Raw genomic sequence first — 22,652 nt, 5'->3', positions numbered from 1 at the left:
GAACAGCGCATGCACGTACCGCAAGGAGGGCCCCGTGACCGAGCGCGTCGTACTCGCCTACTCGGGCGGCCTGGACACGTCCGTCGCCATCGGCTGGATCGCCGAGGAGACGGGGGCCGAGGTCATCGCCGTCGCCGTCGACGTCGGCCAGGGCGGTGAGGACCTGGACGTCATCCGCAAGCGCGCCCTCGCCTGCGGCGCCGTGGAGGCCGAGGTCGCCGACGCCAAGGACGAGTTCGCCGAGGAGTACTGCCTCCCGGCGATCAAGGCCAACGCCCTCTACATGGACCGCTATCCGCTGGTCTCCGCCCTCTCGCGGCCCACGATCGTCAAGCACCTGGTGGCCGCCGCCGAGAAGCACGGCGCGGGCACGGTCGCCCACGGCTGCACCGGCAAGGGCAACGACCAGGTGCGCTTCGAGGCCGGCATCGTCGCCCTCGCCCCCGGGCTCAAGTGCATCGCCCCCGTCCGGGACTACGCGATGACCCGGGACAAGGCGATCGCCTTCTGCGAGGAGAAGCAGCTCCCGATCGCCACGACCAAGAAGTCGCCGTACTCCATCGACCAGAACGTCTTCGGACGGGCCGTCGAGACGGGCTTCCTGGAGGACATCTGGAACGCGCCGATCGAGGACATCTACGAGTACACCGCGAACCCGGCGGAGCCCCGCGAGGCCGACGAGGTCGTCATCTCCTTCGAGGCCGGCGTCCCGGTCGCCCTCGACGGCGAGCCCGTCACCGTCCTCCAGGCGATCCAGCGGCTCAACGAGCGCGCGGGCGCCCAGGGCATCGGCCGGATCGACATGGTCGAGGACCGCCTCGTCGGCATCAAGTCCCGCGAGGTGTACGAGGCGCCGGGCGCCCTCGCCCTCATCACCGCCCACCAGGAGCTGGAGAACGTCACCGTCGAGCGCGAACTGGCGCGCTACAAGCGGCAGGTCGAGCAGCGCTGGGGCGAACTGGTCTACGACGGCCTGTGGTTCTCCCCGCTCAAGCGGGCCCTCGACGGCTTCATCGACGAGGCGAACCAGTATGTGACGGGCGACATCCGGATGACTCTGCACGGCGGCCGCGCCGTCGTCACCGGGCGCAGGTCCAGCGAGTCGCTCTACGATTTCCACCTCGCCACTTACGATTCGGGCGACACGTTCGACCAGTCCAAGGCGCAGGGCTTCATCGAGATCTTCGGTCTCTCGTCGAAGATCGCCGCCAAGCGGGACCTCGCGTAAGCGCGCGGCCCGTCGTACCAGCAACAGCCTTGAGGAGTACGTGCAGTGAGCAGCAACAACGGCGGTGACGTCCGGCTCTGGGGCGGACGGTTCGCGGACGGGCCGGCGGAGGCCCTCGCGAAGCTGTCGGCATCGGTCCACTTCGACTGGCGCCTGGCGCCGTACGACATCGCGGGCTCCCGCGCCCACGCGCGCGTGCTCCACACGGCGGGCCTGCTCACCGAGGACGAGCTGACCGGCATGCTGGACGGGCTCGACCGGCTGGAGGCCGACGTGGCCGACGGCTCGTTCGTCGGCACCATCGCCGACGAGGACGTGCACACCGCCCTGGAGCGCGGCCTGCTGGAGCGGCTCGGCCCCGACCTCGGCGGCAAGCTGCGGGCCGGACGGTCCCGCAACGACCAGGTGGCGACGCTCTTCCGGATGTACCTGCGCGACCACGCCCGGATCATCGGCGGCCTGCTCGCCGACCTCCAGGGCGCGCTCGTGGGCCTCGCCGAGGCTCATCCCGACGTCGCCATGCCGGGCCGCACGCACCTCCAGCACGCCCAGCCGGTCCTCTTCGCGCACCACGTCCTCGCGCACGTCCAGGCGCTGTCCCGGGACGCGGAGCGGCTGCGGCAGTGGGACTCGCGGACGGCCGTGTCGCCGTACGGCTCGGGCGCGCTGGCCGGGTCCTCGCTCGGCCTCGACCCGGAGGCGGTCGCGCGGGACCTCGGCTTCGAGCACGGGTCGTCCGCCAACTCCATCGACGGCACGGCGTCGCGCGACTTCGTCGCCGAGTTCGCCTTCATCACCGCGATGATCGGCGTGAACCTCTCCCGGATCGCCGAGGAGGTCATCATCTGGAACACGAAGGAGTTCTCCTTCGTCACCCTCCACGACGCCTTCTCGACCGGCTCGTCGATCATGCCGCAGAAGAAGAACCCGGACATCGCCGAGCTGGCGCGCGGCAAGTCCGGCCGCCTCATCGGCAATCTGACGGGCCTGCTGGCGACGCTCAAGGCCCTCCCGCTCGCGTACAACCGCGACCTCCAGGAGGACAAGGAGCCGGTCTTCGACTCCTGCGACCAGCTGGAGATCCTGCTGCCCGCCTTCACCGGCATGATGGCGACGCTCACCGTCCACCGCGAGCGCATGGAGGAGCTGGCCCCGGCCGGCTTCTCGCTCGCCACCGACATCGCCGAGTGGCTGGTCAAGCAGGGCGTGCCGTTCCGCGTCGCGCACGAGGTCGCGGGGGAGTGCGTGAAGGTCGCCGAGGCCGAGGGCAAGGAGCTCGACGACCTCACCGACGACCAGTTCGCTGCCATCTCCGAGCACCTCACCCCCGAGGTGCGCACCGTCCTGAACGTGCCGGGCGCGCTGGCCTCCCGCAGCGGCCGCGGCGGCACCGCGCCCTCCGCCGTCGCCGACCAGCTCGCCGACGTCAAGGCGGACCTGTCGGTGCAGAAGGAATGGGTGAACGCCCGCAGGTGACGCGGGGGCGTCGCGGGTTACGTTGACGGGGAGATCCCTACGACAAGGAGCCCGCGATGCCCTTCGCCCGGCTGGCCGAAGCCACCTCCCCGACCGCGCACATAGGGCTCGGTCTCGCCGCCGTCGGCAGGCCCGGCTACATCACGCTCGGCCGCGACACCGACCTGCCGCCGTCCCGCAGCGTCGAGGCCCTGCGCGAACGCACCTTCGAACTCCTCGACGCCGCCCACGCCTCGGGCGTCCGCTACCTCGACGTGGCGCGGTCGTACGGCCGCGCCGAGGAGTTCCTCGCCGACTGGCTGCGCGCCAGGCCCGATATTCGCGACGTCGTCGTCGGCAGCAAGTGGGGCTACACCTACACGGCCGACTGGCGCACCGAGGCCGAGGGCCCGCACGAGGTCAAGGACCACAGCCCGGCGGCGTACGCCCGCCAGCGCGCCGAGACCGCCGCACTCCTCGGCGACCGGCTCGACCTCTACCAGATCCACTCCGTGACGCCCGAGAGCCCGGCGCTCACCGACAAGGAACTCCACGCCCGCCTCGCCGAGCTCGCGGCCGAGGGCGTGACCGTCGGCCTCTCCGTGAGCGGCCCCGGACAGGCGGCCGCGATCCGCGCCGCCCTCGCCGTGACCGTCGACGGTGAGCCGCTCTTCCGCACCGTGCAGGCGACGTACAACATCCTGGAGACCTCCGCGGGCCCCGCGCTCGCCGAGGCGCACGCCGCGGGGCTCACCGTGATCGTCAAGGAGGGCCTGGCCAACGGCCGCCTCGCGGGGCCGTACGCGCCGCCCGCGCTGCGCGAGGTCGCCGAGGAGACGGGGCTCGGCTGCGACGCGGTGGCGCTGGCCGTCCTGCTGGCCGAGCCCTGGGCCGGCGTGGTCCTGTCCGGCGCGGCCACCTCGGTCCAGCTCGTCTCCAATCTGCACGCCGCCGCCGTCGACCTGGACGCCGGGCAGGTGGAGCGGCTGGTGGGGCTCACGCAGGACCCCGCCGCGTACTGGGAGGGGCGCGCGCGGCTGCCCTGGAACTGACGGCACGCATGCCGGGCGGCGCATGAGACGTCGCTGCCCACGCGGGGGTGTGAGACGTTACTGTCTCAGTAGGCTTATGGTTGTCTCATGTCAGTCGATCGCGATCAGGTCCTGCGCACCGCCGCGGCCCTGCTCACCCGCAAGGCCACCGCCACCATGGACGAGGTCGCCCGCGCCGCGGGCATCAGCAGGGCGACCCTCCACCGCCACTTCGCCGGCCGCGACGCGCTCGTGCTCGCCCTGGAGGAGCTGGGCCTCCAGGAGTGCGAGGCCGCCCTCGGGCGCGCCGGGCTCGACGAGGGAGGCGCGGGCGACGCCCTGCGGCGCCTGGTGAAGGAGATCGAGCCGGCCGCCGGCCTGCTCGCGTTCCTCTACACCGAGAACCAGCTCTTCGAGGGCGACGCGCAGCACGAGGGCTGGTCCCGCATCGACGAGCGGCTCGCCGCGCTCTTCCGGCGCGGCCAGGAGAGCGGCGAGTTCCGCATCGACCTGACCCCCGCCTGGCTGACCGAGGCGCTCTACGGCCTCATCGGCTCGGGCGCCTGGGCCGTACAGGACGGCCGAGTGGCCGCCAACGACGTCTCGTACATGATCGCCGAGCTGCTGATCGGCGGCGTACAGCGGAGAGTGGAATCATGACCAGCATTCACCGGCCGACAGCGGCACCGGAGGCGGAGCGCAGCCCCGGCCGCTGGCTGGCGCTCGCCGTGCTCGCGCTGGCCGTGCTCCTGGTCGCCGTCGACGCGACCGTGCTCGGCCTGGCGACGCCGTACATCAGCGAAGACCTCAAGCCCTCCGGCACCCAGCTCCTGTGGATCGGTGACGTCTACTCGTTCGTCATCGCGGGCCTGCTCGTCTCCATGGGCAGCCTCGGCGACCGCATCGGCCGCAAGAAGCTGCTGCTCACCGGAGCCGTCGCCTTCGGCGCGGTGTCGGTCCTCAACTCCTACGCGACCAGTCCCGAGCTGATGATCCTGGCCCGCGCGCTGCTCGGCGTGGCGGGCGCCACGCTGATGCCGTCGACGCTGGCCCTGATCCGCAACATCTTCCACGACCCGCGCGAGCGCAGCCTCGCGGTCGGCATCTGGGGCGCCATGGCCTCCGCGGGCGCGGCCGTCGGGCCCGTCGTCGGCGGCTTCCTGCTCGAACACTTCTGGTGGGGCTCGGTCTTCCTCATCAACCTGCCGGTGATGGCCGTGCTCGTCCTCGTCGGCATCAAGTTCCTGCCCGAGTCCAAGAACCCGGCGCCGGGCCCCTGGGACCTGCTCAGTGTCGCGCTCTCCCTCATCGGCATGATCGCGGTGGTGTACGCCATCAAGGAGGCGGCCGCGCACGGGCTGCGCTGGGACGCCGTGACGGCCGCCGTCGTCGGCGTCGCCGCGCTCTTCTGGTTCGTACGCCGCCAGCTCACGCTGCCCGCGCCGCTCCTGGACATGCGGCTCTTCCGCAACCGCGGGTTCTCCGGCGCGGTCCTCGCCGACCTGCTCACCGTCCTCGGCCTGTCCGGCCTGGTCTTCTTCCTCTCCCAGTTCCTCCAACTCGTCCAGGGCAGGCGCCCCTTCGAGGCGGGCCTCGCCGAACTGCCCGCCGCGGTGGGCGCGGTCGGGGCGGGCCTCATCGCGGGCATGGTGGCCCGGCGGTTCTCGGTACGGATCGTGGTCGCCGGCGGCCTCGCGGCGGTCGGCCTCTCGCTCGCCGCGCTCACGGCGCTGAGCCAGCACACCGGCTATCCGCTGCTCGGCGCGTCGCTCCTGGTCGTCGGTGTCGGCGCGGGCTTCTCGTTCACGGTGACCGCCGACGTCATCCTCTCCAGCGTCCCCAAGGAACAGGCGGGCGCGGCCTCCGCGGTCTCCGAGACGGCGTACGAACTGGGCGCGGCCCTCGGCATCGCGCTGCTCGGCTCCATCGTCACCGGCGTCTACCGCGACTTCACGGCCCCGCCGGGCACGCCGCCCGACGTGGCGTCCGCCGCGCACGAATCGCTCGGCGGTGCGGTGGAGTCGGCGTCGGAGCTTCCGCCCGCGCAGGCGGACGTGCTCCTCTCGGCGGCCCAGACGGCCTTCGTCGACGGATTGCGCCTGGCGGCGGGCGTCGGAGCGGGGGTTCTCCTCGTGACCGCGGCGGTCGCCTGGTTCCTCCTGAAGAACCAGGCACTGGAGGACGGCCCGGGCCCGGACCACTGACCGTGGCGGGGACGGGTTTTCACCTGCGGGCCGGTGGGGGCCGCCCGCGCAGTTCCCCGCGCCCCTGGTGGATGGAGCCTGCTCGCCGCCGTCAGCTGCGGGTCGCGTGTGGCCGGTCGCGCAGTTCCCCACGCCCCTGGGGGGTCGGGCCTGCTCGCTGTTGTTTGCTGCGGGTTGTGTGTGGCCGGTCGCGCAGTTCCCCGCGCCCCTGGGGGGTGGGGCCTGCTCGCTGTTGTTTGCTGCGGGTTGTGTGTGGCTGGTCGCGCAGTTCCCCGCGCCCCTTGGTGGGCGGGGGCTGCTCGGCGTTTCCGGTGCCGGGGATGTGGGCTTTTAAGGGGCGCGGGGAACTGCGCGACCAGCCACAGCGGACCCGCAGCCGACGAACGCCTCACCCCCCGGTGCCGGGCACGCCGGCTTGTCAGGGGCGCGGGGAACTGCGCGACCAGCCCCCACCGGCCAGCAGGCGAAGAACGACCCCCCCGGTGCCGGGCATCAGTAATGCAGAACGCCCGCCCCGGCGCCGGGGAAAGACCCTCGGCACCGGCGCGGGCGCACCGGTATCCGCTCAAGCCCCGCAGGGCTACGCCGCCTTCGCCTTAGTCGCATACATATCCACATACTCCTGCCCCGACAGCAACATGACCTCCGTCATCACGGAGTCCGTCACCGCCCGCAGCACATAGCGGTCGCGGTCCATCCCGTCGTACCGGGAGAACTCCATCGCCTCGCCGAAGCGCACCGTCACCTTGCCGGGCCGCGGCAGCCCCTTGCCGCCGGGCTGGAGCTTGTCCGTGCCGATCATCGCGAACGGCACGACCGGCGCCCCCGTCATCAGCGTCAGCCGAGCGATGCCCGTACGGCCCCGGTACAGCCGCCCGTCGGGCGACCGCGTCCCCTCGGGGTAGATGCCGAAGACCTTGCCGTCGTCGAGGATGCGGCGCCCGGTCATCAGCGCCGCGACACCGCCGCGCCCGCCGTCCCGGTCGACCGGGATCATGCCGACGCCCGTGAAGAACCACGCCATGAGGCGGCCCTTGAGGCCCTTGCCGGTGACGTACTCGTCCTTGCCGATGAAGAACACCGGCCGGTTGGTCACCAGCGGCAGGATCATCGAGTCGATGAACGTGAGGTGGTTTCCGGCCAGGATGACGGGACCGGTCCCCGGGATGTTCTCGGCACCTTCTACCCGTGGGCGGAACATCAGGCGCAAGAACGGTCCGAGCACTGCCTTGATGAGCGCTAGACGGGACAACGGGCCCTCCGGTGTCAACGGGTCGACGACGAGTAAGTGCAGGTGAGTACGGTACTCGCGGGCCACCGCCCTTTGCACATCGGGTTCATGGACCCGATACGCAGAGTTGACCTGAATCCGTGCGGTGCCCCCCAGGGCCGTCGCCTGTGGGACGACCGTATCCCCGCGGGAGCGCTGTGGCCCGAATCAGTGGTTCTTGTCACGCACACCGTTGGCTCTGCGTGGCGGTCGCGCGGCACGCACCACCGACCCCCATGGTGCGCCCACTCGCCACGCCGCGTCACCCCGCCGTTCCTTCAGGGGTCTCCCACAGGTCACTTGCGGCCACCTACGATCAGTCCCGCTTTGTCAGGTGCAAGGCAGGGGTACATCGGGAGGAGCGCCAATGGCGACGCAGGAGTCGGGTCAGCAGCAGCCGGGGACCAACCGGGGGCGTCGAGCGGTACTGGGGGCGGCGATCCTCGGTGCGGGCACCGCCGCGGTGGGACTGCCCGGCGTGGCGAGAGCCGACGAGCGGCACGGCGGCGGCCACGGCAGACATGGCGGATACAAGTCGCTGCCGGTGCCGACGGTCGTGGCCCACCGGGGAGCGAGCGGATATCGGCCGGAACACACGCTCGGCTCGTACCAGCTCGCCCTCGACATGGGCGCGCACGTCATCGAGCAGGACGTCGTGCCCACCAAGGACGGGCATCTCGTATGCCGTCACGAGAACGACATCACGGGGACGACGGATGTCGCCGCGCACCCCGAGTTCGCGTCCCGCAGGACGACCAAGTCCGTGGACGGCACCTCGCTCACCGGCTGGTTCACCGAGGACTTCACGCTCGCCGAGCTGAAGACGCTGCGCGCCAAGGAGCGCATCCCCGGCACCCGCCAGCGCAACACCCTCTACGACGGCCGCTGGGCCGTCCCCACCCTCGAAGAGGTCTTCCGCTGGGCCGAGAAGGAGGGCCGCAAGCGGGGGAAGCCGGTCTGGCTGCACATCGAGACCAAGCACCCCACGTACTTCCGCAAGCTCGGCCTCGGCCTCGAAGAGCCGCTCGCCAAGCTCCTGCGCCGCTACGGCCGCCACACGAAGAACTCGCCGACCTTCCTCCAGTCCTTCGAGCCCAGCAGCATCCAGCGCCTGGCCAAGCTGGTCTCGGCGCCGCGCGTCGTGCTCCTGTCGAGTGCGGCCTCCCGCCCCTGGGACTTCGTCGAGGCGAACGACCCGCGCACCGTCGCCGACCTGATCAAGCCCGACGGCCTGCGGTGGATGTCGGGCTTCGCCCAGGGCATCGGCCCGACCCTGGACCTGATCATCCCGCGCAAGGCCGACGGCAGCCTCGGCACGCCGACCACCCTGGTCGAGGACGCGCACGCGGCGGGCCTGATCCTCCACCCGTACACGATGCGCAACGAGAACACCTTCCTGCCCGCGAACTTCAGGAAGGGCACCGACCCGGCCGCCTACGGGGACGCCTTCGGCGCCTTCAAGGCCTACTTCGAGACGGGCATAGACGGCATCTTCTCCGACAACCCGGACACCGCCCTGCTCGCGGCCGCAGACTTCGTCAACCGGTGAGGTCCCGGCCCCGGTTGGGGTGAGAGACGGCCGCTCCGGAAACCCGGCACCGGAGCGGCCGCGTCCCGCCCTGCATGACGTACGACCTCATCCCCGCGCTCATCCCCACCCTGCGCCCCCTGCTCGCCGCCGAGGCGTCCGCGGAGGCGCTGGGCTCGGACACCGACCCCGGCGACCTCGAACAGGCCGTCTGGCTCCGCCTGCTGGAGCGGATGGATTCCGAAGGCCTGCCCGCCGACCCGGCGCTGTGGCTGCGCGGCGCCGTCCGGGCCGAGGCGCGCCGCACCCGGCGCACGAGCCGCCGGGAAGCGGCATACGTCACCGAACCCGCGGACGACACCGAGCGCGGCCCCGAGGAGCGCGCCCTGTCCGCCGACCGGGACCGCACCCTGCACGCCGCGGTGCGCAGACTGCCCGGCCGCTGCCCCCGTCTCATGGCCGCACTGCTGTCCCCCGAAGACCTCACCTACCGAGAAATCGCAGGAGAGTTGGGAATGTCACAGGGGAGTCTGGGGCCGGAACGTTCCCGTTGCCTGGGATGCCTGCGCAGAATGCTGGCGGCGGAGGTTGCGGCTCCAACCTCGTGGGGAATGGAGCGTTAGACAACCGGTGGAGCAGGTGAGCGGGAGGCATGCACACATGGGCATGAGCGTGACCATCTCGGCGGCGGCGGCCGACGACCAGGACGCCGCCGAACAGATCCTCAAACTGCAGTACCTCTGCTACCAGAGCGAGGCCGAGCTCTACGGCGACTACTCGATCGAACCACTGACCCAGACCCTCGACTCCCTCAGGGCGGAACTGGCCGAGGGCACCGTCCTGGTGGCCCGGCTCGGCGACGAGGTGGTGGCCTCCGTGCGCGGCACGGTCGACGCCGAAGGCACGGCGCGGATCGGCAAGCTCATCGTCCACCCGAGGATGCAGCGCCACGGCCTGGGCGGCCGCCTCCTCGACGCGATCGAGCGCCACCTCGGCTCCACGGCCAAGTCCTTCCAACTCTTCACGGGCCACCGCAGCGAACAGAACCTCCAGCTCTACCGCAAGCACGGGTACGCCCTCGTCGACACCCAACGGATCAACGACCGACTCACCGTCGTGACCCTCGCCAAGGACTCCGACACGCGCGCGTACGTGACGAGCGCCTAGCGGGGCCGCTTGCCCACGACATCTGCCGGCCGACGCGAACACCCTCGATCGAAGGGCGTTCGTGTCGGCCGGCGGCATGTGCGCGGAGGGTCGAAGCGATTTCGGCGTAGTGCCGCGAGGACATTTCCCCCAACGGACCCGCCCATTTTCCCGTGCGTTTTTCTCGCGTTCCGTAATGGCCTCCAGTTCCCCTGGCGTACGGCATGGCTGATTCATGCAGCGCCGAGCCACCCAGTGGAAGGCCCACACCCCCATCGCGCGGCACTTTCGACTCCTGTATCGCGGGCGTCACACGAATGGCCGGGAGTCGCCGTGACGGAACACGGTGAGTCACCACTTGTGGCGTGACGTCAGATGCGTGTGGTCTGCATCACGTTGACGGCCCGACTGGGCGGAGCATTAACTCGCCCCGCTGTGAACGTCCTGTGACGATGTTCCGTGAATCTGGGGTGGGGACTGTGGAGTTGTTCCGGGGCGTATGCGGGTGTGCGCGGGTGACCGGGTGGGGGGTGGCCGCAGCCCTTGTCGTGGCGGCCACGACATCGCTCTCGTTCGGGGCGTCGCCCGCGGCCGCCGTCTCGTGCACCGCCGGCGTGGGCTCGGACTTCAACGGCGACGGCATCCGCGACATGGCCGTCGCCGACCCGGAGGCCACGGTCGCGGGCAAGGTGAACGCGGGCCTCGTCCGAGTCGTGCTCGGCGGGGGCAAGGGCGTCACCGAGATCTCCCAGTCCTTGAGCGGCATGGCCGCCGATCCCGAGACGGGCGACAAGTTCGGCGCCTCGATCGCCACGTACGACGCCGACCAGGACGGCTGCGACGACCTCGTCGTCGGCGCCCCCTACGAGGACGTCACCACGACCGACGGGGCCCAGGCGGACGCCGGAGCGGTCTACGTCATCCACGGCCGACCGGCGGGGTTGGGCGCGGGCTCCACGATCAGGAGCTACACCCAGGCCGGTCTCGACGGGAGCACCGTCACCGAAGCCGGAGACCTGTTCGGCTATGCCCTGGCCGCCGGCGCCAAGTCGGGGGGCAAGCCGTACCTGGCCATCGGCGTGCCGGGCGAGGCCATCGGCGATGTCTCGGACGCCGGATGCGTCCACTACGTCCAGGGCACGACCGAGACCACGGTCAACCAGGACGACCCGGACGTGCCGGGGGTGTCGGAGGCCAACGACCGGTTCGGACGTTCCCTCGCCGCCACGAGCCGCTTCATCGCGGTCGGCGCGCCCGGTGAGGCGATCGGCGACGAATCGTTCGCCGGGGCGGTGACGCTGTTCAACCACACCATCGAGGACGGGCGTCCGACATCCCTGGACGGGGTGGACGAGAACCACCCGGCTCTGGCCTCGGGTGCGTCCGCCAAGGACGACCGTTTCGGCACGGCGCTGTCGATGGTCCCCTACCGGCCCTCGGGCGCGGAGTCCGAAACGGACGCGCTGCTGGCCGTCGGTACACCCAACGAGAACGTGGGCACGGTCGCGGACGCCGGGGCGGTCACGGTCCTGCGGATCAAACCGTCCGGGGCGCTCACCGAAGTGGCCTTCATCGACCGGCTGGCGTCCGGCGGCGACGAGCGGCCGACGGCGGCGGACTTCTTCGGCCAGCGGGTCGCCCTGGCCAACACCGACCCGGGCGCCATCGGCACCGCCGAGACGATCAGGCTGGCCGTCAGTGTCCCCAACCAGGAGGCGCAGGGCATGGAGAACGCGGGCGCCGTGCACGTCGTCGCGCCCCTCGGCCCGTCGGGGAGAGCCAAGGTCCTCACGCGGGGCCATGGCCTGCCGGGTACGGCCGAGGCGCGTGACTTCACGGGGCTCGGGCTGTGGGCCACGTACAAGGACCTGTACGTCGGAGTGCCCTACAGCAAGACGCCGGCCGACCGGAAGGGCCTGGTGTACGCGATGTCCTGGAAGCACATCGACGATGGCACCGGGTCGGTGCGCACGGTGAAGCCGGGCGCCGACGGCATCCCGGACGAGGGCAAGGCATTCGGCTCGGACATTCGATAGGCACCGTCGGGCGGCGCGTCCGCCACGGCACGCCTGCCCGCACACCGACCGCAGTGCAGGCAGCTCTCGACGCAGGGGGACCAGGGGACATGGGGAAGAGCGGGGCAGTGTGGCGTGCGCGCAGAGCGGCCGTCACGGTGGGGCTGATCACTTCCGTGCTGGCGGCCGGAGCCACCGGAGTGCCCGAGGCGACCGCGGTGCCGTCCGAACGGGCGCCCGCCGCCGGAAGTACCGCGTCGGACACCGAGCCGACGAGCGACGCGGCCGCCCGGCGTGCGGGCGCATCGGGGAAACGGGTCGAAGTCCTCGGCCGGCGCACCGAACGCGGCCAGACCTTCGCGAACCCGGACGGCACCTTCACCGCCAAGGAGTACGCGCACCCGGTCCGTACCCGGAAGGGTGACCGCTGGACCGACATCGACACGACTCTGGTCAAGCAGCCGAACGGCGGCTTCGCCCCCAAGGCGACGCCCACCGCTGTGACGCTGTCCGGCGGCGGTGCCGGACCGTTCGCCACGATGGCGCGCGACGGCAAGACGCTCTCCCTGTCCTGGCCCTCCCGGCTCCCCGAGCCCGAGGTCGAGGGCGCCACGGCCACGTACCGCGCGGTCCTGCCGGACGTCGACCTGGTGGTGCGCGCCGAGCCGGAGGGGTTCGCGCACCTGCTGGTCGTCAAGTCCGCGAAGGCGGCCGCCGACCCGAAACTTTCCGGTATCGAGCTGCCCATCGCCTCCCGCGGCCTCGACGTGCACGAGACGGCCGGTGGCGGGCTCGTCGCGAAGGACGCGGGTACGGGCGGCACGGTCTTCGAGGCCCCCCAGCCCGTCATGTGGGACTCCAGCGGCGACAGTACCGCCGGGGTGCGGCACAAGCGCGCATCGGCGGTGGCGCAGGCCGCGCCCGGCGACGGCGCCCGGGTCGCGGACGTCTCCCTCGACCTGCGGCGCGACACCATGATTCTGAAACCCGACCTGAGCCTGCTCAGAGCGAAGACCACCCGCTACCCGGTGATCATCGATCCGGTCGCGAGGACGAAGAGCCGCACCTCGTGGACCTGGGTGTCGTCCGCGAAGCCGAGCCTCGAAGGCTGGAAGTTCCCCAACTCCGACGACGGCATCGAGTCCGGCAAGGGCGTCGGACGCTGCCCCGCGAACTACTCCGTGCGCTGCACCGGCAGCGACGACGTGCAACGCCAGTACTACGCGCTGCCGACGGGGACTTTCGAGGGCAAGAGGATCCTCAAGGCCGAATTCGCGATCACGCTGGTCCACACGTACAACAGCGAAGCGCGCTCGGTGCAGCTGCACCGCGTCAACAGCTCCGGCGGCAGCGCCATCAACTCTCGTACGAACTGGTCCAATCGCCCGTCGAGCAAGGATCACATCGCGTCCGAGTCACCGACCAACCCGACCGGATCCTGCTCGACGACCAACCAGAACGTGCGCTTCAACGTGAAGGGCACGGTGCAGAAGGCCGCATCCAGCGGCTGGGACACCACCACGTTCGGGCTCCAGGCCGCCACCGAGGACTCGTACGTGTCATGGAAGCGGTTCTGCAACAACGCGGCCCTGGAAGTGACGTACAACAGGCCGCCCTACCAGCCGAAACTGGACGAACTGTCCATGGACCCCGGCGGCAAGTGTGCCTACGGAGAAGCCACCAAGCACTACACGAAGAAGGCGCCGACGCTCTCCGCGATCGTGTGGGACCCGGACCACGGCGACGTGAAGGGCAACACGGAGAAGCTCCGGGCGCAGTTCGAGATCTTCTGGACGGACAAGGACGGCCGCGAGAAGAAGTACGTCGTCACGACCGGCTACCAGCAGTCGAACACCGACCGGAGCCGTGACAGCGGATTCGAGGAGTTCACCTACAAGGTGGGCGAGGACATCCGGGGTGATGGCACGGCGTCCTTCACGCTGCCGCAGAACACCGTGATCGGCTGGTGGGTGCGCGGCGGCGACGACATCGGGGGATCGGACGAGTCCTGGGGCCCGTGGAGTCATGAAGGAAGCGGCACGCGCTGCGAGTTCATCCTCGACTCGACGAAGCCCGACGCGCCGGAGGTGAAGTCCGAGAAGTACCCCAACGACGAGAAGTGGCACGCGGGCGTCGGTGAGTACGGCACCTTCGAGCTGCACTCCGAGGGCACCGACGTGGTCAAGTACCGCTACCAGTTCACGGGCGAGGCGGAGCGGACCGTGGCACCGAGTGCTCCGGGCAGGCCGGCCCTCGTGCGGTGGATGCCGCTACGGGAGCGCCCCGTGACGCTGTATGTCGAGGCGGAGGACCGGGCGGGCAACAACCGCGAGATCACCAAGTCCTACCGCTTCCGGGTCGCCAAGGGACGCTCCGCGAAGGCGTCCTGGGCGCTGGCCGACCCCCTGGGCAGCCGGCAGGCGGCGGGAGGTGACGGAACCCAGGCGGCGACCGCGGGCTCCGGCGTGACCTTCGGCGACGACGGCCCGCACGGCTCGGTGCGCACGGCAGCGACACTGAACGGCACCAGCGGCGCCTACCTCGACACCGGTCAGCACGCGGTCGACACGGACCAGACCTTCTCGGTCGCGGGCTGGGTGCTGCTCCCCGAACTGCCGAGGACGTCGATGAGCGTGCTCAGCCAGGACGGGTCGGCGCAGTCGGGCTTCTCACTCGGGTACGACGCCACCTCCCGGCGCTGGTCCTTCATGGCGCCCGACAGCGAGATCGATTCGACGGTCTCCTGGGAGGTGCAGGGGCCGAAGGCGGTGCCCGGCGAATGGACGCATCTGGTCGGGGTCTACGACAAGGACGAGGGCGAGGCCGGCAGCTCGGGCACGATGCGGATGTACGTCAACGGCATGCTCGTGCACGGCGACATCCAGGAACGCTCGACGACGTGGAACGCCACCGGCTCCCTGCAAATCGGGCGGGCACTGGAACCCGCCGGATACACGGCGAACCTCAAGGGGACCGTGGCGGACATCCAGGTCTTCGACCGTGTCCTGACCGCGTCCGAGACGCAGAGCCTCGGCGGCATCCCGCCGTACCAGCGTGCCTACTGGGACATGGACGAGTCCGACGGCGGGACCGTACCGGACCGCACGGACGGCGCGGGAATGACACTGCGCGGTGGTGCGTCCGTCCACCAGGCGGAGGACACCTGCGATGTGCTCGACCCGAACTGCAAGCCGGCCGAGGAGCCGGTATGGGGTGACGGCCACCTCGCCCTGAACGGCAAGGACGGATATGCGAGCCGCGCGCCCGGACTGTTGAAGGCCAAGGCCAGCTTCACGGTCACGGCACGGGCCAGGCTCGGGTCACCGGATGCCACGGCGACCCAGGCGGTGTTCTCGCTCCCCGGCACCAAGGGGTCCGTGGCCAGTGTCCGGTTCGACAAGGACAGCAAGCACTGGAAGCTCAGGCTGACCGAGAAGGACGCCTCCGACGCGACGGTCACAGAGGCCGAGGCCGGTGCCGTCCAGCCCAGCAGCGAGGGGCGCGGCGACCACCTCGCCCTGTCGTACAACGCCCTGTTCGAAGAAGTCCGCCTGTACGTCAACGGTGAGTGGACGGGCCAGGTCGTGCGGTGGTCCAACGACTGGGACTTCTCCACGGCGGGCCTCCAGGTGGGGCGCGCGGGCCTGACCTCCGGGTCGCAGTACTTCTCCGGAGCCGTCGACGAGGTACGCGTCTTCGACGGCGCGCTCGACGAGCCGCTCGTGGCCACCGTCGCGAACCTCAAGTCCGGCGTGAATCTGGACGGCACGGTGACCTAGCCGCCGGGAGGCGGGGTGGGCCGACAGCCACACGGGTCGCCCATCCCGCTCCGTACCTCCGAAACCCCCCCCTTCTCAGTTTCCCGGAGACGACACGTGTCTACGTTGCACTGGTTCCGCCTGCCTTCTTGGTCCGCCCGCTCCCGCCTGCGCCACCAGGTCGTAATCACGCTGGGTGTCTCGCTCGCCGTGGGGCTCCTGCCGCAGTACGTCCCGCAGGCAACGGCCGACGACAAGGGCCGTACCCGCCCGGGCGTCCAGCAGGATCTCGGCGCACCCGTGCCCGGCACCGAGCTGAAGGCCGGCAAGAGCCGTGCCAACCCGGCGGAGAAGGCGAGGGCGAAGGGACCGGCCGACGTCACCTGGCCCAAGGCGACGACCGACACCGTGTCGCTGGGCGGCAAGGGCACGCGGGCGATCCGGGCCAAGGGCCTCCCCGTCGAAGTCGGCCCGCCACGTAAACGCGCCCGGCACGGCCCCACGGCCCCTGAAGCGGTGAAGGTCGCCGTCGCCGGACGGGAGGAGACGCGGGCGGTAGGCGTCGACGGAGTCCTGCTCACGCTCGCCGACGCGGGCAAGGGTGCCGGGGCGGACGGCACCGAGAGCCGGACGGAGACGACACCGAAGGCCGGTACGGCCCGCCTGACCCTTGACTACTCCGCGTTCGCCGAGGCGTACGGCGCGGGGTACGGCTCCCGCCTGCGCCTCGTGGAGCTCCCGGAGTGCGCACTGAGCACCCCGGACAAGAAGAGCTGCACGACCTCGCGTGAGCTGCCCGCCACCAACGACGCCGACGCCCGGACGCTGAGCGCCGACGTCCCGGTGCGGAACCGCGGCGACCGGGCCGCCGGGCCCGTCACCGTGCTCGCCGCGACCGCCGGCGCCTCCGGCGACCAGGGCAGCTTCGGCGCCACTCCGCTCGCGCCGTCCGCCGAATGGAGCGTCTCCAACTCCTCGGGCGCGTTCAACTGGAACTACCCCTTGCGCACGCCGCCCGCCCCGGGCGGACTGGTGCCCTCGGTCGGCCTCTCCTACAACTCGCAATCGGTGGACGGCCAGACCGCCGCCACCAACAACCAGGGCTCCTGGATCGGACAGGGCTTCGGCTACGAGCCCGGCTTCATCGAGCGACGGTACAAGCCGTGTGCGGACGACGGACACGCAAAGACCAACGGTGACCAGTGCTGGGCCTACGAGAACGCCACCATCCAGTTGGCCGGAGGCAGTTCCGGCGAGCTGATCAAGGACGACGGGACCAAGAAGTGGCGGATCAGCGGCGATGACAACAGCAAGGTCGAGCTGCTGACCGGAGGGAGCAACGGAGACGACGACGGCGAGCACTGGCGCGTCACCACGACCGACGGAACCGAGTACTACTTCGGCCTGGACAACCTGCCCGGATACACCTCCGGCAAGGAACAGACCGGGTCGACGTGGACGGTCCCGGTCTACGGCGACGACGCCGACGAGCCCTGCCACGCCGCGACGTTCGCCGCTTCCCACTGCAAGCAGGCCTGGCGGTGGAACCTGGACTACGTCGTGGACCCGCACGGCAACGCCATGTCGTACTTCTACGGCAAGGAGACCAACTACTACACCCAGAACCTACAGACCGACGAGAACGGCAAGTCGTACACGCGCGGCGGCTACCTCAAGCGGATCGACTACGGGCAACAGGCCGGCAAGGTGTACAGCACTCCGGCCGCCGCCCGCATGGTCTTCGACACCGACGAGCGGTGCAAGGGCGCGGCAGCGGACTGCGAGCCCGGCGATCTGACGGACTCGACCGCGGGCCGCTGGCCCGACGTCCCCTGGGACCTCAACTGCAAGTCGGGCACCAAATGCAAGGGACAGAACAGCCCCACGTTCTGGACCCGCAAGAAGCTGAGCGGGATCACGACACAGATCCGGTACGGCGACGGCTACGCGGACGTCGACTCCTGGTCACTCGGCCACATCTTCACGGACAACGGCGACAGCTCCGAGTCGCTCTGGCTCAACACCATCAAGCAGACGGGGCACGCCGGATCCGGCACGGTGAGCACCCCCGCCGTGGAACTGCTCGGCACCCAGCTGCCCAACCGGGTGGACAAGCCCGGAGACACCATCCAGGCGATGAACCGCTTCCGCCTCGCCGGCGTCGACAACGGCACGGGCGGCCGGCTGGACGTCGTCTACCGTGCCGCGGAGTGCAAGGCGAGCGATCTGCCGTCGGAGGATTCCCCCAAGACGGCCTGCTACCCGGTCAAATGGAGCCCACCGGGCGCCGAGAAGCCCATCATTGACTGGTTCCACAAGTACCTCGTCGGCCGTGTGGTCGAGGACGACGTGACGACGGACGCGCCCAACAGAGTCAGCGACTACGACTACCTGGGCGACGCGGGCTGGAAGAAGGCCAAGCCCGACGGCATCACCAAGGACGAGTACCGCACGCACAGCGACTGGCGTGGCTACGGCAAGGTCCGCGTGACCAAATCCGCCGGCACCGTCAGCGCCGCCGACCAGCGGACAGAACACGTCTTCCTGCGCGGCCTGGGCGGAGAGGTCGAGGACTCGACCGGCACGAAGCATGCCGACGCCGACGAGCTCTCCGGCCAGGAACTGGAAACCATCACCTACAACGGCGCCTACACCGCCGACAAGGTCGTTTCCAAGAGTGTCAGCACCACCTGGTCCCGAGCCACGGCGACCCGCGTGAAGGAGTGGGGCACGAGCAAGGCGTACTACGTGCGCCCCGAGACCACACGGACGTACACCGCCCTGGGCGGCGGCAAATGGCAGGAGACCGCCGCCACCAGCCGCTACGACTCCAAGACCGGCCGTCCCGTCGAGACCGACGACTACGGCAGGGTCGGGGACGGCTCCGACAACCAATGTGTCCGCACCGAGTTCGCGGACAGCGAGAGCAAGCACATGTACGAGCTGGTCTCTCGCGTCGAGAAGGTGGCCGTCACCTGCGAGACGAAGCCGGACCGCAAGACACAGGTCATCTCCGACGACCTGACGTTCTACGACGGCAAGGGGCTCGGCGAGGCACCGGTCAAGGGTGACGTGACGAAGGTGCAGCGGCTGTCCAAGCACGACGGCACCAACGCCACTTACCAGACGGTCACCACGTCCGCGGCGGCCGACTTCGACCGGTTCGGGCGCCCGCTGAAGGTCAAGGACGCCAAGGGGACGGAGACCACGTTCGCGTACACCGAGACGGACGGACTCACCACCAAGCAGACGGAGACCAACCCGCTGGGCTGGCAGGTCTCCACCGAGTACGTCCGCTCGTGGGGCAGCCCGGCCGCGCAGGTCGACATGAACGGCAAGCGCAGTGAGACGGCCCGTGACGCACTCGGCCGCGTCACCGCCGTCTGGCTGGCCGACCGGTCGAAGAGCGAACCCGCGTCGATCAAGTACACCTACCTGGTCCGCAAGAGCGCGCCGACCGTGGTCAAGACCGAGAAGAGCGAGGGGCACAGCTCCTACGGCGTCGAGTACACCCTCTACGACGGGCTGCTGAGGCCGCGGCAGCAGCAGTCCGAAGGCCCGAAAGGCGGCAGCGTCCTCGCCGACACGCATTACGACGGCCTCGGCAACGTGGTGGAGACGACGTCGGACTACTACAGCACCAAGCCGCCCACCGACATGGTCTTCAAGCCGACCGGTGAGGTGGACGGCCACACCATCACGCGGTACGACGGCGCGGGACGCAAGACCGCCGAGATCCAGCAGGCGGCCGACGAGGAGAAGTGGCGCACCACCTACTCGTACGGCGGCGACCGCGTCCACGTCGACCCGCCGACGGGTACGGCGCCCACGACGACGATCACCGACGGCCGCGGCAGGACGACGGAGATCCGCCGTTACAAGGGCGACAAGCCCCTGCCGGACGGCACGTCGGCGGATTACGAGAGCACGCTGTACGGCTACACGCCGGCCGGGCAGCTCAAGACCGTCGAGGACGCGGCGGGCAACACCTGGTCCTACGGCTACGACCAGCGGGGACGCAAGACCTCGGCCACCGACCCGGACACGGGCAAGTCCTCGTACGCGTACGACACTTTGGACCGTCTCGTCTCCACGACGGACTCGCGCAACAAAATGGTGGCGACGCAGTACGACGTCCTCGGCAGGCCGACGTCCACGTGGGAGGGCGAGCCGGACAAGGGTACGCAGCTCACGGCGACCACCTACGACCACATCGCCAAGGGACAGCCGTACAGCACGCACCGCTACGACAACGGCAAGGTGCAGACGGCCACGTTCAACGACCACCTCAATGACTTCTACCAGCCGCAACTCACCAAGGTCGTGCTCGGCGGCGATGTGGCCGAGGAGCTGAAGGGCACCTACGAGTACAGCACCGAGTACAACGCGGACGGCACGGTTCAGTCCCAGCAGCTCCCGGCAGCCGGCGGTCTCGGCCCCGAGACCCTCACGTACACCTACGACGAGTTGCAGCGCCCGATCCAGCTCCTGTCGAACCTCGACGGAAAGCAGCAGGGCGCGTATGTCGGACAGGCGTCCTACGCCTCGACTTCCCAGCTCCAGCAGCTCGAGCTGGGCACGATCGGCGGCTCGGGCGGCAAAAAGGTCGTGCTCACCTACGAGCGCGAGCGCGGCACCGACCGCCTGACCAACTCCAGCGTGGATGTCCCGGGTGCCGACGCGGCGACGTATGACGCCGACTACACCTACGACGCGGCCGGCAACGTCACGTCGGTCGCCGACACCCCCGCGGGCGGCCAAGAGGACGTCCAGTGCTTCCGCTACGACTGGCAGCGGCGGCTGAAGTCCGCCTGGGCGACAGCCAACGCCTCCGACGAGGCCAGGGGCACCGGCAAGCAGAACAAGGCCTGCGCGAGTGACCCGAGCGCGTCCACGCTCGGCGGTCCGGGGGCCTACTGGCAGGACTTCGACTACGACGCGTCCGGCAATCGCAGCCGGCAGGTCCTGCACGGCGTGGGCGGAAAACCCGACGTGACCCGGACGTACGCGTACGGCAAGGACGCGGAGGGGGACGGCGGCCCGCACACCCTCACCAAGGTCGTGACGGACACGCCGGCCAGTGGCAGCGGCCCGGCCGTGAAGTCCCAGGACACCTTCGCCTATGACGCCGCGGGCAACACCACGCAGCGAGTGCTGAACGGGACGACGCAGGACTTGACCTGGAACGCCGAAGGCAAGCTGACGAATTCGTCCAGACCGGACACGGAAGCCACGTCAGCCCTGTACGACGCGGCCGGCGAACGACTGCTGCGCAAGGAACCCGGCAAGCAGACGCTGTACCTGCCGGGCATGGAACTCACCCTGAAAACCGACTCGCGCGCGGTGGAGGCGACCCGCTACTACAGCTTCGCCGGCCAGACGGTGGCGATGCGCACTCCGAAGGGCGTGCAGTTCCTGGCGGGCGACCACCACGGGACGTCGCTGGCCGCGGTGGACGCGCAGTCGGGCGCGATCACCCGGCGCCGGATGGACCCGTTCGGCAACGAACGAGGCACCGCCGTGGGCGAGCCCTGGGTGGACGACAAGGGCTTCCTCGGCAAGCCGGCCGACGCGTCGACGGGGCTGACCCACATCGGGGCGAGGGAGTACGAACCGGAGAACGGCCGCTTCATCTCCGCCGACCCGCTGATCGACTTCACGGACCCGCAACAGATCAACGGTTACGCGTACGCCAACAACAGCCCGGTGACGCTCTCCGATCCGACGGGCCTGGCACCCATCGAATGCGCGGACACCGGCGTGCAGTGCCGGCTGAAGAGCAATGGTGGGTGGGAGGCCAAGACAACTCCGGCCTACAAGAAGTACTACAACATCGGCGCGACACCTGCCCAGCGCAAGGCTGTGGTCGCCCGCTCCCACGCCACCGTCCAGAAGCGCTTCATGATCTCGGCGGCCAAGGAGCTCGGCCAGATCATGTCGGACGAGCTGGGCATCACGGACGCACTCGACTGCTTCAGCACCGGCAGTCTGGGCTCCTGCGGAGCCACGATCCTGAACGTCGTCACAAGCGCGATCGGCGCGAAGATCGGCCAGTTGGCCAAGAAATACCTGTGGAACTGGAAGAAGGGCGCCGCACTCGCCAAGAGGATCTGGAATCTGCTCGACAAACTCAAGAGCAGTTACGGCAGGTGGCGCAGCCTCGACAAGAAGGCGGACCGGCTGGAGGACGCGGCGCGGAAGAGCTGCGACGTCAGCAACAGCTTCACACCCGGTACAAAAGTCCTGATGGCGGACGGCAGTACGAAGTCGATCAGAGATGTCGACATCGGCGACAAGGTCCTCGCCACGGACCCGAAGACAGGCAAGACGAAGGTCCGCACCGTCACAGCGGAGATCAAGGGCAAGGGCGCCAAGCGCCTGGTCAAGGTCACGATTGACGTAGACGGCAAGGAGGGCACAAAGAAGTCCGCCGTCACGGCGACGGACGGCCACCCCTTCTGGGTCCCGGAACTCGGCGAGTGGATCGACGCGACGGACCTGCGGCAGGGCCAGTGGCTGCGGACGAGTTCGGGCACGTACGTCCAGATCACATCGGTCGAACGCTGGACCAAGCCGGCGACGGTGCACAACCTGACGGTTGCGGATCTGCATACGTACTATGTGCTGGCGGGGGCCACGCCGGTCCTCGTTCACAACAGCAACTGCCCTCTGTACACGGTGGGTGGGCCGAGGGTTCGCCCGGGGAAAGATATCGATGTGGATGCGGACGGCTTCGTCAATGGGCCTACTGCTGAGCAACTGAAATCTCTGGATGTGCAGGGGCTCTCGACGTTTGATTCGGTGGAGAACGCCAGCCGTATCGGACTGAAGGGGCAGGTTCGTACCCCTACGGGGCCACTTCCTGACGGGTTGGGTGTTATCGCCGACGGTAGAGGGGTCGGAGGTCCGCGCGCACTTGGTCACCACACCATCTACCCAACGCGTCGCATGTCGTTCGACGAGTATGTAGGGCTCATCCAAGGGATGAACTGGCAGAACATAGGAAAGAAACTGTGA

General features: G+C 69.8%; 12 protein-coding genes. 11 read left to right on the top strand and 1 reads right to left on the bottom strand.

From position 1 onward, the window contains the following. The first annotated feature begins 34 nt into the window (after window positions 1–34). From ACZ4Z4_RS15830 to ACZ4Z4_RS15810, 5 genes are all read left to right on the top strand, one after another. The gene (locus tag ACZ4Z4_RS15830) at window positions 35–1,228 is read left to right on the top strand and encodes an argininosuccinate synthase (protein ID WP_468327212.1); all 1,194 of its coding nucleotides are present in this window, start codon (window positions 35–37) and stop codon (window positions 1,226–1,228) included. A 45-nt stretch (window positions 1,229–1,273) separates the two neighbouring features. Further along, the gene (gene argH / locus ACZ4Z4_RS15825) at window positions 1,274–2,704 is read left to right on the top strand and encodes an argininosuccinate lyase (protein WP_468327210.1); all 1,431 of its coding nucleotides are present in this window, start codon (window positions 1,274–1,276) and stop codon (window positions 2,702–2,704) included. Window positions 2,705–2,760: 56 nt separating this feature from the next. Further along, window positions 2,761–3,735: an aldo/keto reductase gene (locus tag ACZ4Z4_RS15820; RefSeq protein WP_468327209.1), complete on the top strand. Its 975-nt coding sequence runs from the start codon at window positions 2,761–2,763 to the stop codon at window positions 3,733–3,735. An 87-nt stretch (window positions 3,736–3,822) separates the two neighbouring features. Next, window positions 3,823–4,374 carry a TetR/AcrR family transcriptional regulator gene (locus tag ACZ4Z4_RS15815; protein ID WP_468327207.1) on the top strand — a complete coding sequence of 184 codons (552 nt, stop codon included), beginning with the start codon at window positions 3,823–3,825 and terminating at the stop codon, window positions 4,372–4,374. Then, on the top strand, window positions 4,371–5,918 hold the full coding sequence (locus ACZ4Z4_RS15810; RefSeq protein WP_468327205.1) for an MFS transporter: 1,548 nt from the start codon (window positions 4,371–4,373) through the stop codon (window positions 5,916–5,918). Before ACZ4Z4_RS15815 ends, ACZ4Z4_RS15810 begins: the two co-directional genes overlap by 4 nt. A 580-nt stretch (window positions 5,919–6,498) precedes the next feature. Here the strand turns inward: ACZ4Z4_RS15810 and ACZ4Z4_RS15805 are convergent. After that, window positions 6,499–7,119 (bottom strand): lysophospholipid acyltransferase family protein, encoded by a 621-nt coding sequence (locus ACZ4Z4_RS15805; RefSeq protein ID WP_223828252.1) that lies wholly within the window; start codon window positions 7,117–7,119, stop codon window positions 6,499–6,501. Between the two features lie 436 nt (window positions 7,120–7,555). Here ACZ4Z4_RS15805 and ACZ4Z4_RS15800 point away from each other — a divergent pair, with 436 nt between their 5' ends. From ACZ4Z4_RS15800 to ACZ4Z4_RS15775, 6 genes are all read left to right on the top strand, one after another. Further along, a complete protein-coding gene (locus ACZ4Z4_RS15800; RefSeq protein ID WP_468327203.1) occupies window positions 7,556–8,737 on the top strand; it encodes a glycerophosphodiester phosphodiesterase in 1,182 nt (393 codons plus the stop codon). Window positions 8,738–8,811: 74 nt separating this feature from the next. Beyond that, window positions 8,812–9,339, top strand: coding sequence for an RNA polymerase sigma factor (locus tag ACZ4Z4_RS15795; RefSeq protein ID WP_468327201.1), 528 nt, complete (start codon window positions 8,812–8,814; stop codon window positions 9,337–9,339). Window positions 9,340–9,376: 37 nt separating this feature from the next. Next, window positions 9,377–9,883: a GNAT family N-acetyltransferase gene (locus ACZ4Z4_RS15790; protein ID WP_468327199.1), complete on the top strand. Its 507-nt coding sequence runs from the start codon at window positions 9,377–9,379 to the stop codon at window positions 9,881–9,883. A 509-nt stretch (window positions 9,884–10,392) separates the two neighbouring features. Beyond that, on the top strand, window positions 10,393–11,898 hold the full coding sequence (locus ACZ4Z4_RS15785) for a VCBS repeat-containing protein (RefSeq protein WP_468327197.1): 1,506 nt from the start codon (window positions 10,393–10,395) through the stop codon (window positions 11,896–11,898). Between the two features lie 89 nt (window positions 11,899–11,987). After that, a complete protein-coding gene (locus ACZ4Z4_RS15780; protein ID WP_468327195.1) occupies window positions 11,988–15,656 on the top strand; it encodes a LamG-like jellyroll fold domain-containing protein in 3,669 nt (1,222 codons plus the stop codon). Window positions 15,657–15,752: 96 nt separating this feature from the next. Further along, entirely contained in the window at window positions 15,753–22,652 is a 6,900-nt protein-coding gene (locus ACZ4Z4_RS15775) for a polymorphic toxin-type HINT domain-containing protein (RefSeq protein ID WP_468327193.1), read from the top strand.

It is taken from the genome of Streptomyces sp. NPDC030245 (assembly GCF_055572995.1).
Note: the sequence above shows the minus strand (reverse complement) of the source record. Positions and strands in the feature narration are given on the sequence as shown.

Bases quoted from the DNA above. Each gene is read 5' to 3' on its own strand.
- ACZ4Z4_RS15805 (WP_223828252.1), bottom strand. From the start codon at position 7,119: ATGTTCCGCCCACGGGTAGAAGGTGCCGAGAACATCCCGGGGACCGGT.
- ACZ4Z4_RS15815 (WP_468327207.1), top strand. From the start codon at position 3,823: ATGTCAGTCGATCGCGATCAGGTCCTGCGCACCGCCGCGGCCCTGCTC.
- ACZ4Z4_RS15795 (WP_468327201.1), top strand. From the start codon at position 8,812: ATGACGTACGACCTCATCCCCGCGCTCATCCCCACCCTGCGCCCCCTG.
- ACZ4Z4_RS15780 (WP_468327195.1), top strand. From the start codon at position 11,988: ATGGGGAAGAGCGGGGCAGTGTGGCGTGCGCGCAGAGCGGCCGTCACG.
- ACZ4Z4_RS15810 (WP_468327205.1), top strand. From the start codon at position 4,371: ATGACCAGCATTCACCGGCCGACAGCGGCACCGGAGGCGGAGCGCAGC.
- ACZ4Z4_RS15820 (WP_468327209.1), top strand. From the start codon at position 2,761: ATGCCCTTCGCCCGGCTGGCCGAAGCCACCTCCCCGACCGCGCACATA.
- ACZ4Z4_RS15800 (WP_468327203.1), top strand. From the start codon at position 7,556: ATGGCGACGCAGGAGTCGGGTCAGCAGCAGCCGGGGACCAACCGGGGG.
- ACZ4Z4_RS15790 (WP_468327199.1), top strand. From the start codon at position 9,377: ATGGGCATGAGCGTGACCATCTCGGCGGCGGCGGCCGACGACCAGGAC.